General features: G+C 41.2%; 12 protein-coding genes. 2 read left to right on the top strand and 10 right to left on the bottom strand.

What is annotated here, in order from left to right:
* Positions 1-36: 36 nt before the first annotated feature.
* From uspE to ccoN, 10 genes are all read right to left on the bottom strand, one after another.
* The gene (gene uspE, locus D0907_RS09460) at positions 37-960 is read right to left on the bottom strand and encodes a universal stress protein UspE (RefSeq protein WP_036967857.1); all 924 of its coding nucleotides are present in this window, start codon (positions 958-960) and stop codon (positions 37-39) included.
* Positions 961-1,062: 102 nt separating this feature from the next.
* Positions 1,063-1,797, bottom strand: coding sequence for an FNR family transcription factor (locus D0907_RS09455; protein WP_036967860.1), 735 nt, complete (start codon positions 1,795-1,797; stop codon positions 1,063-1,065).
* Between the two features lie 38 nt (positions 1,798-1,835).
* Positions 1,836-2,507 (bottom strand): sulfite exporter TauE/SafE family protein, encoded by a 672-nt coding sequence (locus D0907_RS09450; protein ID WP_036967863.1) that lies wholly within the window; start codon positions 2,505-2,507, stop codon positions 1,836-1,838.
* Entirely contained in the window at positions 2,500-2,667 is a 168-nt protein-coding gene (gene ccoS, locus D0907_RS09445) for a cbb3-type cytochrome oxidase assembly protein CcoS (RefSeq protein WP_036967866.1), read from the bottom strand. The genes D0907_RS09450 and ccoS overlap by 8 nt, the downstream gene beginning before the upstream one ends.
* A complete protein-coding gene (locus D0907_RS09440) occupies positions 2,664-5,039 on the bottom strand; it encodes a heavy metal translocating P-type ATPase (protein WP_036967870.1) in 2,376 nt (791 codons plus the stop codon). Before D0907_RS09440 ends, ccoS begins: the two co-directional genes overlap by 4 nt.
* A gap of 9 nt (positions 5,040-5,048) precedes the next feature.
* On the bottom strand, positions 5,049-5,540 hold the full coding sequence (locus D0907_RS09435) for a FixH family protein (RefSeq protein ID WP_036967874.1): 492 nt from the start codon (positions 5,538-5,540) through the stop codon (positions 5,049-5,051).
* A gap of 150 nt (positions 5,541-5,690) precedes the next feature.
* Positions 5,691-6,656: a cytochrome-c oxidase, cbb3-type subunit III gene (ccoP, locus tag D0907_RS09430; RefSeq protein WP_036967877.1), complete on the bottom strand. Its 966-nt coding sequence runs from the start codon at positions 6,654-6,656 to the stop codon at positions 5,691-5,693.
* The gene (locus D0907_RS09425) at positions 6,653-6,838 is read right to left on the bottom strand and encodes a cbb3-type cytochrome oxidase subunit 3 (protein ID WP_010373992.1); all 186 of its coding nucleotides are present in this window, start codon (positions 6,836-6,838) and stop codon (positions 6,653-6,655) included. The genes ccoP and D0907_RS09425 overlap by 4 nt, the downstream gene beginning before the upstream one ends.
* A gap of 5 nt (positions 6,839-6,843) precedes the next feature.
* Positions 6,844-7,518 (bottom strand): cytochrome-c oxidase, cbb3-type subunit II, encoded by a 675-nt coding sequence (gene ccoO, locus D0907_RS09420; protein ID WP_036967880.1) that lies wholly within the window; start codon positions 7,516-7,518, stop codon positions 6,844-6,846.
* A gap of 12 nt (positions 7,519-7,530) precedes the next feature.
* The gene (gene ccoN / locus D0907_RS09415) at positions 7,531-8,964 is read right to left on the bottom strand and encodes a cytochrome-c oxidase, cbb3-type subunit I (protein WP_036967883.1); all 1,434 of its coding nucleotides are present in this window, start codon (positions 8,962-8,964) and stop codon (positions 7,531-7,533) included.
* Between the two features lie 343 nt (positions 8,965-9,307).
* Here ccoN and D0907_RS09410 point away from each other — a divergent pair, with 343 nt between their 5' ends.
* Both D0907_RS09410 and D0907_RS09405 read left to right on the top strand, forming a co-directional pair.
* The gene (locus D0907_RS09410) at positions 9,308-9,730 is read left to right on the top strand and encodes a hypothetical protein (RefSeq protein ID WP_118844378.1); all 423 of its coding nucleotides are present in this window, start codon (positions 9,308-9,310) and stop codon (positions 9,728-9,730) included.
* A 576-nt stretch (positions 9,731-10,306) separates the two neighbouring features.
* Positions 10,307-13,009, top strand: coding sequence for a TonB-dependent receptor (locus D0907_RS09405; RefSeq protein WP_075593483.1), 2,703 nt, complete (start codon positions 10,307-10,309; stop codon positions 13,007-13,009).
* Positions 13,010-13,016 lie beyond the last annotated feature (7 nt).

The following is a 13,016-nucleotide window of genomic DNA, read 5'->3' as shown; positions in this document are numbered from 1 at the left end:
TAAACAACAATTATTTGTTTCCCGCAACGATGAGAATTATTTTGCTAAAGGGCTCACGTAGCCATCTGGTTTTAGAGCCAATACGTCGCAATCTAGGCTATCAATTACATGCTCAGCTGTATTACCAACCAATGCAGCACTTAAACCGGTGCGGCCTACAGTGCCAATAACCACAAGCTCGCTGTTAAGTTTTGCAGCAACATCAGGGATCACATCTTCAGGAAGACCTTCTTCAATGTGGCATTGTGCTTCATCAATTTGAAAACTTTTTGCTAGTTCTAAGGTTGATTCAAAATGATGCTTTTTAACCGATTCGTTGTATACACCCGGGTTAAACTCAGGAATTTCGATAGCAATATTTACCGGTGTAGCAGGGTAGGCATTCACTAAATTAAGCTGCGCATTAGCAAGGTCACAAATAAAGCGTGCATCATTGATAATACGTTTGTTCAGCGCAAGGTGTTGCTCATTTTCACTGACTGCATTTACTGCTGCGAGTATGTTGCCATGTGCAGGCCACTCTTTTTCTTTAACTAATAACACCGGTGCAGGGCACTTACGAATGAGGTGCCAATCAGTCGGTGTAAAAATCACTGATTTAAGGGTGTCATGCTGATGTGTGCCTTTAACCACAAGATCATAACCGTCATTGATCACCGTATTAATAATGGCTTCGTAAGGGCGATTGTGCCAAACAACACAACTATCAATTGATAATTCAGGGTAAAGGGCGATTTGTTCATTTAACCAGACTTGACGGTCTTTGATGACAGCTTCGCGCATGGCTTCACGCTCATCAGAAGAAAGCATTGTGGTCATTTCGTAGGAGAAGTCATAAATACTAAGAAAAGCAGTGATGGTTGCGCCTGACTTTTTGGCTAGGTCAATTGAGCGGCTTAAACTATGCTGCTGTTCCTTGGTGGGATCTATTACTGCTAAAATTCGTTTTATTGCGTCCATATGCTGCTCCTTAACTGTTCTGCAAAAAGGTATACCTTGAGTGTAACCTAAATTCTGAGCAGTTAAAGGGGCAAGCAATAGAAAGTTGCGCTATATCAAACTCTATTTACATTTAATCGCGGCTGTTGAAGCAAGCGCCTGTTGATCTAAAATGGTAATAAATTTACCTTCAACTTTGATAATGTCGGCTTTTTGAAAGCGGCTTAGCAAGCGGCTAATTGTCTCGACAGTTAAACCAAGATAATTACCTATTTCGCCACGAGTCATTGTAAGACGGAACTCTTTACGCGAAAAACCACGTTCACCAAATCGTTCTGCAAGGTTGTAAATAAAGCTGGCTAAACGCTCTTCTGCTGATTTCTTATTAAGCAGTAACAACATTTCTTGGTCGTAATTAATTTCGTTACTCATCAAGCGCATAATTTGTTGGCGTAACTTTGGTAGTTTACCTGCCAATTCATCTAATGTATCGAATGGAATTTCGCATACCATTGATGTTTCAAGCGCTTGCGAAAAACTTTGATGAGACATTTTATTGATAGCATCAAAGCCAACGAGATCACCGGCTAAATGAAAGCCTGTGATTTGCTCATCACCTTGCTCCGAAAGCGTATAAGACTTAAATGAACCTGAGCGAACTGCATAAATTGCATTTAGCTTTTCACCCGACTCAAATAAAAAGTCGCCTTTGTGAAGAGGCTTTTTACGCTCGATAATCTCATCAAGACGATCCATTTCTTGGCCGTTAAGCGAAAATGGTAAACACAGCTGACTAATACTGCAATTATTACAGCTAATAGTGCATAAGCCTTTTGACTTGTTTTGTGAAAAGTCCATACATCAAATCCATTCTAATAAGTTAACAACTCGTAAGGTTAATGAACGAGCCTGTCAGTTGCTATAATTAATAAGTATACACCGTACCATATTATTACGCTTCCTAGAATAACCCTAGTCCAAACATGGTTTAAAAAAACGTTTATTTTTTGACTTGCGAGGCCAACACTGACCATCGCTGGAAATGTGCCTAGGGCAAAAAATAGCATAACCCCTGCACCATGAAGCGCAGAAGGGCTCGTCAGGGCCCATGTCAGTGCAGAGTACACTAATCCACACGGCAGCCAACCCCAAAGCGCACCATAAAGCAGGGCTTTAGGGGTTGTATTAACCGGCAATAAATAGCGATTTAATTTTGCTAAATGTTGCCACACGAGCGTTTTTCCAAGTTTTTCTAACCACTGTAATGTGGCAGCCAAACGCATAATATAGATGCCTACAAGTAGCATAAAAATGCCACTCAAAAATGATAAAGCGAGGGCGATACTGGTGTTCTGTGCTGCAAAGCGACTGCTGATACCCGCGACTAAAGCACCCGCTAACATATAACTCAGCGCGCGCCCTACATTGTAGGCAACAGAAAAGCTCACAGCACGATTTTTGTCGGCGGCAAGCTGTAAGCTACTTGCAATGCCACCACACATCGCTAAGCAATGGCCACTGCCAAGTAACCCCATAACAAATGCACTAATGAAAAGGGGATCAATCATTACTTTTGTTGTGCTGCTCTTTGTCATCTTCAAACAGGATACTGTGGCCCTGTTTATTTAAATCTGAGAATTGTTCACTTTTTACAGCCCAAAAAAATACACCAATAGCGATTATTACAAACAAAATCGCAATCGGGATTAACATGTAAATGATACTCATAGTTTTAATAACCTTAATGAGTTGGTAATAACCAAAATGGAGCTTGCAGACATGCCAATAACAGCCATCCAAGGCGCAACGAGCCCCAATGCTGCTAAAGGTAAAATCGAACCATTGTAAATAAGTGATAACGCCAAGTTTTGTTTCACAATTCTGCGCGTTTTTTTCGAGACGCTAAGCAGATGCTCAATGGCGCTTAAATCACTATTGAGTAATACCACATCAGCACTGTTTTTGGAAATATCTGCCCCAGTTTCCATCGCAATTGATAAGTGTGCACTTGCAAAAACTGGGCTGTCATTAACGCCGTCTCCAACCATAGCAACCACAGCACCTTTACTTGCAAGGGCATCAACATGCGTTTGCTTATCTTGTGGGCTGCAGCCAGCGTGAACAGTGTCCAGATTTAGTTGTTTAGCCAATCGCTCTCCACTGTTTGAGGCATCCCCAGTTAACATATGGCACTTTATGTGTTGCGCATGAAGGTTTTTAATGAGTTTATCGGCATTATTACGCAAACTATCCGATAGGTAGAAGCGTGCAACAATCTGTTTGTTTACATATAAAGTGGCTTGGGCGTCTGCTTTATCGGTTTCAAACCAGCCACTTTTACCAATCGCAAAGTGCTCATTATTAAGGTTAGCAGTGATACCTTTGCCTGGTTCAATAGTGACATTTTCGAACGGATTGACGCTATTGTTAAACCCTGCAAAGGCATTGGCAATCGGGTGCTCGGAAAAGCTCTCTAGCTGAGCAGCAAGAGTTAATGCTTCAGCTTCTGAGTACGTATTATCTATTAACTCAATGCGCTCAATTGTAAAACGACCTTGTGTGAGTGTGCCTGTTTTATCAAAGGCGATATCACTTAGTTGAGGGAGTGTCTCTAAGACGTGGGCTTGTTTTATTAATATACCGCGTTTAGTTAAGCTTGCCACGGCGCAAGTGAGTGCCGTAGGAATCGCTAAGCTGAGCGCACACGGGCAGGTTGCAACCAATACAGAAATGGTGATCCAAAATGCATGTTCAGGATCAACTTGATACCAGCCAATAGCGGTGATTGAGGCAAAAAGCAATAAGCATGCGACAAACCATTGTGCCACTTTATCCGTTATCTCAACAAGTCGTGGGCGCTTAGTTAGGGCTGTATGTTGCAGTTTTATAATTTGATTAATAAGGGTGTTTTGGCCAATTTTATTAATCTCAATGCTGATCACGCCATCGTGGTTAATGGTGCCAGCAAATACTTGATGATTAACAAATTTATTAACGGGTTGATGCTCGCCTGTCATCATCGCTTCATCGACCGTTGTTTTACCTTTAATAACTATCCCGTCAGCGGGGATTGTTTCACCAGCTTTTATAAGCACCACGTCGCCCAGTTTGAGTTTTTTAGCGGCAACGATTGATTCTTGATGGGTGTTATCAATAATGCGTGCGGTAAGCGGGAGTAGTTTTTGTAGGTTTGCTGTGAATTCGCTGGCTTTTAATCGTGCTCTGAACTCTAAATACTTACCCAACAATAATAGAAAGGTAAACATACAGATTGATTCAAAATACACTTCGCCAACCGACATTATGGTTGCATAACAACTTGCGCCATACGCGCCAAAAATAGCCAAAGAGACGGGTAAGTCCATATTCAGCTGTTTTGCTCTTAATCCATTAATTGCATTCGTTAAGAAGGGTAATGCACTGTAAAGAATAACCGGCGAAGCAAGTACGAGGCTTATCCAGCGAAAGTATTGTTCAAAATTTTCTTCCATGCCAGAAAACATGCCAAAGTACATTGCAAAAGCAAACATCATTACCTGCATAGTCATCAGGCCGGCGACACCTAAGCGGCGAATATAGGCCTTTGCAGCTTGTTGCTTTTGGCTGGCTTCTAAGTCGGCTTGAAAGGGGTAGGCTTTGTAACCTATTTCATGTAATGCAGTAATTATTTTACTCAGTGGGGTGACTGATTTATCCCACTGGATCATGGCACGATTTGTTGAGGTATTTACATCTACGCGTCTGATGGCTGACAAATTAAGTAACTGCTTTTCAATAAGCCAAGCACAGGCGGCACAGGTAATCCCTTCAACGGTCAGTAAAACCTCAGATAACTCATGGGAGGTGGCAATAAACTCATCTTGAATATCTTCGTTATCGTAACTTTTTATAAGCTCTAATTGCTCTGGAACTAGTTGTTCAACTTTCCCAGAGCGAACAGTTCTAAACTTATAGTAATCGGTCATGCCTTGGGCAACGATATTCTCGGCCACTGTTTGGCAGCCAATACAACACATAGGCTGTGCCTTCCCATCTATTACGACAGTTGCATTAAAGCCTTTTGGCACACTTTCAAGACAATGAAAGCAATTATCAGACATGAGCGTTAACTACTTATATTCAGGGCTAATCGAAATTGTTTTAGCTGTTGGAAGAATAATATCTTCTTTTAGTTTCCAACTGTTATCGACAGGTTCAATAAATACGGTATACGCACCATCAACATGAGCATCGAGCAGGGCTGTAAAGTCACCATGAGCGTTTTTCATCAAGCTTACATCAAAGTCGTTAGCTTTAATGGTGCGATGATAAAATGACATTTTTAAAGAATGAACATTACTGGCATCACCTTTAGTGAAAACAAACGTGACTTTGTCATCAGCAACGTTTAAATCACCATGTAAATAAAGCGCTTTGGCTTTATTAAATTTACTAAGTTCTAAATTGATTGCTTTTCCTTTTTTATAATAATCATCAACAACCATGTCAGGTCCGTTGCCTATTGCCATATAAATAAGACCCGCACAACCGATGATAGCGGCAAGTGGAAAAGAGATTAAAAACCATGGCCAGAAATTTTTATACCAAGGAGTGGGATTCATAGTATTTATTACCTCAAAAAACGTTGTACGCATTTTATCGGATCTAAAAGCAAAAGACTAAAAAAAAGCCTCCAGATGGAGGCTTTTTTGATCTTAATTAATCTATTGAATTAAAAGATTAATTGTATATACATTTTATTAACCGCGCGGTTATTTTTCTTGTGACAGACTGTAAACGTACGCTGTTAAAAGGTGTACTTTGTCTTCACCAAGAATGTCTTTCCATGCTGGCATCACACCTGCACGACCATTTCTCAGTGTTTCTTCAACAGCACGTTTAGAACCACCGTATAACCAGATATTGTCGGTTAGGTTAGGCGCACCAAACGGTAAGTTGTGAGCAACCGAACCTTTGCCGTCAGCACCGTGACACGCAGCACACATTGCAAATTTAGCTGCACCAGCTTCAGCATCTTTTTGGTTAACTGTACGACCCGAAAGGCTAAGTACGTGAGCAGTCATTTCTTTAATGCCTTGCTCGCCAAGTGCATCACCCCAAGGTGGCATTGCTGCAACACGGCCGTAAAGAAGCGTTTCTTTAATTTTGTCTGGTGAACCACCGTATAACCAATCGTTATCCGTTAGGTTAGGGAAGCCTTGACCACCACGCGCATCTGAACCATGGCACTGAGCACAGTTTTGAGAGAATAAACGTTGACCAATCTCAAGCGCTTTTTCATCTTTTACAAGTGATTCAATGTCTTGTTTCGCGAACGACTCAAAGATTGGGCCAAAACGCTCATCTGCTGCAATAAACTCTTGGTCTAACTGAACATTCTCACCATTGGCTAACGCTTCTTCAGTAGCCTTTTTAGACTCTTCTAAAGACGTAATACCTTGGTTTGAACTTGTCCATTTACCTAAACCTTCCCAGTTACCTAAACCCGGGTAAGCCGCTAAGTAATAAACTGACCAAACGAATGTTGCAAAGAACATGTAAGTCCACCATTTTGGTAGTGGGTTATTCAGCTCTTCAATGCCATCAAATTCGTGACCACAGCTTTCGCCTTCTTTAACACCTGTGTAGTTTTTTAAGTTCCACAGAAGTAGGCCGAAGATGATAGCAAGACACGCAAGGGTTAATACAATAACCCATATACTCCAAAAGCTAGTCATTTCTCAGACTCCTTTTCCTCGTTAGAGATTGTGTTGTTGTGTTTTTTTTCATCTTCAAATATGGCATTAGCTGCGTCATCAAAACGACGTTTGCTACGCTTACTATATGCCCATACAACAATCACAATAAACAGTACTAAAATTACCAGAGTTAAAATGCCTCTGTATGTTCCGTAATCCATAATAATTACTTCAAGTGTGTGCCAAGCTGTTGTAAGTAAGCAATTAGAGCTTGCATCTCAGTTGCGCCTTCACCATTGTTCATGGCTTCAATTTTCGCAATGTCAGCTTGTAACTCTTCATCGCTTCCATAACCTTTACCGTCGTAACGGGTGCTTGCTTTATCAATTCCGAAGCTATCACGGAATATTTGAAGCTTTTTAAGAGTATGGGTCGTATCGACTCTGTTTTCGTCTAACCAAGGAAACGCTGGCATATTTGATTCTGGAACCACAGCACGTGGGTCCATTAAATGCGCATGATGCCAATCGTCTGAGTAACGCTCACCAACACGTGCTAGGTCTGGACCAGTACGTTTAGAACCCCATTGGAATGGGTGATCCCATACTGATTCACCAGCAACAGAGTAGTGACCATAACGCTCAACCTCGTCACGGAAAGGGCGAATCATTTGTGAGTGACAGTTGTAACAACCTTCACGTACATAAATATCACGACCTTCCATTTCTAAAGCTGTAAGAGGGCGCAGGCCATCAACAGGCTTAGTCGTATCATCTTGGAACATCAACGGTGTAATTTCTACAAGTGCACCGAAGCTGATCGCAAAGACAGTCAAGATAGCCATAAGGCCAACATTTTTTTCGACTATTTCATGTTTGTTTTGTGAATTATTATTGCTCATCATCCTACTCCGTTATGCTAATTGTGCGTCAGCGTCTAATTGAAGCGAATCTTTCTTCGCAGCAATTGTACGGTAAACGTTGTAAGCCATAATTAGCATGCCCGTTACGATGAATACACCGCCAAGGAAACGCATGATGTAGAACGGATACGATGCTTCTAGTGATTGTACAAAGCTGTACATTAACGTACCGTCTGAGTTTACTGCACGCCACATAAGACCTTGCATTACACCTGAAATCCACATTGCTACGATGTATAGAACAACCCCTACAGTGTGTAACCAGAAGTGTGTATTAACCAGTTTAACACTGTACATACGACCCTGAGAGAATAGTGCAGGGATTAAGTGATAAATTGCACCGATTGAAATCATCGCAACCCAACCTAGCGCACCTGAGTGAACGTGACCTACTGTCCAGTCTGTGTAATGTGAAAGTGCATTAACAGACTTAATAGCCATCATTGGACCTTCAAACGTAGACATACCGTAGAAAGACAGTGAAACAACTAAGAAGCGAAGTACTGGGTCAGTACGAAGTTTGTGCCATGCACCTGATAACGTCATGATACCGTTAATCATACCACCCCATGATGGGACGAATAAGATAACTGACATAACCATACCTAAGCTTTGCGTCCAGTCTGGAAGCGCAGTGTAGTGAAGGTGGTGAGGACCTGCCCAGATGTATAAAGAAACAAGCGCCCAGAAGTGAACAACCGATAGACGGTAAGAATATACAGGGCGACCTGCTTGTTTTGGTACGAAGTAGTACATCATACCTAAGAAACCAGCAGTTAATAAGAAGCCAACAGCGTTATGACCGTACCACCACTGAACCATCGCATCTACCGCACCCGCATAAATAGAGTATGATTTAGTTAGTGACACTGGAATTGCCATGCTGTTTACAATGTGTAATACGGCAACAGTGATAATGAAACCAGCATAGAACCAGTTTGCAACATAAATGTGCGATACTTTACGTTTGATTAGCGTACCAAAGAATACAACGGCGTAGGTTACCCAAACTACCGCGATAAGAATATCAATTGGCCATTCTAGTTCTGCGTATTCTTTTGAGCTCGTGATACCTAACGGTAAGGTAATCGCGGCAAGTACGATAACAAGTTGCCAACCCCAAAAGGTAAAGGCCGCTAGTTTATCTGAGAAAAGACGCGTTTGACACGTACGTTGTACGACGTAATAAGACGTCGCAAAAAGTGCACTTGTACCAAATGCGAAAATTACTGCGTTCGTATGTAACGGACGTAGTCGAGAGTAAGTTAACCATGGTGTATCAAAGTTAAGTGCTGGCCAAGCTAATTGGGCAGCAATCAGAACCCCAACACTCATGCCAACGATGCCCCAAATCACTGTCATAATAGCGAATTGGCGTACAACTTTATAATTGTACTCAGTTTGTGATGCTACTGTTTGGCTCATTTTCTGGCTTCCGCTGCAATTAATGCGTTTTAGAAATGAATTACCCACTTAGTAATAAGTGGGGCCTACTATTACTTCACAAGCGTGTTACCCAAAGCTAGCTGTAGATGATAGCTTCAGAAAACAAACTCGAGAAACCCTTATTTTGCGATGGAAATGATAAAATTTTTGACCTTAAAAAGATAGGTCAATTGCATAAAATTATGACATCAATCAAATTTTCCCGCTTTGTTGGTTATTTTTTGTCAGTCATTGTATTTTTATTAACTTATTCTACTTAGCCTAGTTGTTTTTCATAGACGAGCGGACTAGTATCCGCTTTTATTTTATACAGGTAAGTTGAGTGCGAACTACAATAACCATCTACATTTTGTTTTTGAGTGTTTTCATAGTTGCTTGTGACAGGCAAAGTATAGATGAGCCACAGACAAGTGCAACGTGCGAAAAAAATACACATTGTCAGTTTGCGAACGGTGTGGAAATTTGGTTGCCCAATTCAGTCATTAGCCCAGAAATTCCCTTTTCAATTAACCTTAAATTACCTTCAAATGCGTATAACGTTTCGGCAAAACTAGAAGGGGTTACGATGTATATGGGGTATATCCCTTTACAGTTTACCCAAAAAGGCAGTTATTGGTCGGCCCAGACGATGGTAGGAGTGTGCTCCGAACCTGTGATGACTTGGAAAATGACAGTCGTTTTTACCGATGCGCAAAACCGTCAACAGAGTGTTTTTTATTACTTTGACTCTCGCCATGCTGTGTAAATAAGGTTGAGCATTAACAGCCTCCTCATTGCCTTATAATAGGTAATAGCTTTTTACGTTTGCCACTTATGTAGAATAACACGCTCTCACTGCTTTTTTGCATGGAAATTTAATCCGTGTGAACAAAATACAAAAACCATCCTCTAATACCTTGTTTAAAAGCTAACTTTGCCAATTTAGTTATTTTTTGTGAATAACTATGGTTAGCAGACATATTGACCTATTACGGTTTTTATAACGTTGTGTGATCAACTTGTAAAATTTTCATTTAAAGACAAATATTCATCATAGTTACACTTGATTACAAAGTGTGTGTAATTGATTTCAATCGTGTTTTTTTTGTTTTAAACATTTTGTACCTATTTGTTTTGTATTGGTTTTTTATTGTTAACATTGATACATAGTGAAACCTTATTACCTTAAATGGGTACGTAATTTTCGGGGTGTTTATTATTTAATCTAACATTCAGTTTTCGTTCAGTTAACTGCGCCTAAGTTGCCCTCCGCTGACTCGTGATTCTAATAATAACGAGCGCTACCTAACTAAAGGTAAATTTCCAACAAGTAGGGTTTCACATGAAAAAATCAATTCTTGGTTTAGCTGTTGTTTCAGCAATCCCAATGTTCTCAAGCATGCAAGTATTAGCTGCTGATAATGCAGCAGAGTCTATTGAAAAAATTCAAGTTACGGGTTCTCGCATTAAGCGTTCTGACATGGAAAACGCAAGCCCAGTAACAATTATCGGCGCAGACGATATTAAAGCGATGGGTGCAACAAGCATCGATAGCGTACTACAAAAAATGACTGCCACTGGCGGTGCGATGACTAACCCAGGTATCAACAATGGTTCTGGTGGTAATGCACGTATCGATTTACGTGGTCTAGGTAGCAGCCGTACATTGGTTCTTGTTAACGGTCGCCGTATGATTGCATCGGGTACTGGTGCAGCTTCTACTGTTGACTTAAACACAATTCCTGTATCAATGATCAAATCAGTTGAAGTGCTTAAAGATGGTGCTTCTGCTGTTTATGGTACTGATGCGGTAGCAGGTGTTGTTAACATCATTCTTAAAGATGATTTTGAAGGCCTAGACATGAACGCAAATACTGCGATCACTGGCGAAGGCGATGCAACAGAAAACTCAGTTGACTTCACTGTTGGTACATCATTCGATAAAGGTAATATCGTAATCGGTATGCAGTACACTGACCGTGGTAAAGCATCTCAAGCTGACCGTAGCTTCTCTGAGTGTCCACTAGCTGAAGGCAGCAATGGTCTTTACTGTACTGGTTCATCTTACAACGAAGGTGGTCACATCTGGAATGGTAACGGTGAGAAAGGTCTAACGGTTAATGCTAAAGGCGAAGATACACCAGTATCTCTTATCGACGACAGCGGTGTAACGGGCCGTGGTGGTGAATATCACCGTTATGGCAATGCTGATGCATATAACTACTCACCAGCAAGCTACCTTTATACGCCAATGGAGCGTTTAAACCTGACTGGTTTAGCAACTTATGAATTATCAGATAATACATCTCTATTCACTGAGTTCACTTACACGAAGCGTTGGTCAGAGCAACAAATGGCACCACAGCCAGTATGGTTTGACTTTGAATACACTGAAAACATGGGTAATTCACTTCTTAGCCAAAGCTATGATCAACGTGTTGATCTAGATGGTGACGGTTACTTAGATAAAAATGCTGATGGCAGCTACGTGACTCAAGAAATGAACTACAAATATGGCGACAAGATCTCTTACGGTCGTCGTATGTCTGACACCGGTGCTCGTTTCTTCGAACAGTCTGTAGATACAGTTCGTGCTGTTGTTGGTGCACAAGGTTTTGTAGGCGACTACTCATGGGATGTATCTGCTAACTTCGGTCGTAACGACTCTGTAGATAAGCTAAGCAACCTTCACAATATGGGTGCTATCCAAGATCAAATCACTGCGGGTACTTTTAACCCATTAGACCAAGCAGCATGGGTATCTGAAGATTTCCGTAAAAATGTTTACACAGAAGTAAACAATGGTGGTAGCCAATTATTCATCCTAGCAGCATCAGTATCTGGTGAAATGTTTGAAATGCCAGCAGGTTATGCTGCATTCGCTGCAGGTGTTGAGCGCCGTCAAGAGAAAGCATGGTACACACCAGACTCTCTAACAGCACAAGGTCTTGCAAATGACCCTATGGTTGAGCCGACAGCAGGCGGTTTTGATGTAAATGAAGCATATATTGAATTTGCATTACCACTACTAGCTGATGCACCATTTGCACAAAATGTTGAACTAAGCGCAGCAATCCGTGCGTTTGATTACAGCACATTCGGTTCAGATGAAACATGGAAACTAGGTTTAACATGGAAAGCAAACGATGAATTAATGCTACGTAGCGTTGTGTCAACTGCGTTCCGTGCACCAACTGTATCAGAGCTTTACTCAGGTAACTCACCATCGTTTGAACAGATCACTTTCCCAGGTGCTCAGGACCAAGCTGAAGTAACTGTTGGTGGTAACTCTCTACTTACTCCAGAAGAAGCTGATACGTTCACTGCTGGTATCGTGTACGAGCCAGAGTGGTTTGAAGGCTTCAGCATGACACTTGATTACTACAAAATTGAAATTGAGAATGCGATTGCGTCAGTTAATGAGCAATACATTGTTGATCAGTGTTTAGCAACGTCTGACAATGCTAATACAGTGCTATGTCAATCAGCGAATATCAGCATGGATAGCACGGGTCGTGTTAAATTCAACAACCAATTACAAAACATTGGTTCTGAGAAGACTTCTGGTATCGACTTAAACCTAACTTACAGCTTTGAAGCTGCAGGTCTTAACTGGAAAGCGGGTCTAGATACTACTTACCTAGACGAGTACGTTGTAACAGTACTTGATGATACGACTGATTACGCGGGTCTTATCACTTCTGGTTCTGGTGGCTACGCTGATATCAAGTCTAACTTTACATTATCAGCACGTGGCGAAAGCTGGGATGCAACATACAAGGCACGTTATATCGCAGGAATGGATAGCTACCTATGTAAAAGTGATCCATCAAGCTGTTTAGCACCTACAACACCATCAGTTGTTTATCATGACATCAGTGGTTCATACTTACTATCTGATACAGTGACTCTATCTGCAGGTGTTAATAACTTGTTCGATAAAGAGCCACCTTACTACACAGGTAACAATGACTCTAACACTGACCCGTACACATACGATGTACTAGGTCGTCGTTTCCACGCTGGTGTGAACGTTAAGTTCTAATCTAGTT

The sequence above is a fragment of the Pseudoalteromonas lipolytica genome (assembly GCF_003515105.1).
GTDB classification, from domain to species: domain Bacteria; phylum Pseudomonadota; class Gammaproteobacteria; order Enterobacterales; family Alteromonadaceae; genus Pseudoalteromonas; species Pseudoalteromonas lipolytica.
The sequence above is the reverse complement of the archived record's forward strand: the minus strand, read 5'-3'. Positions and strand labels throughout refer to the sequence as shown.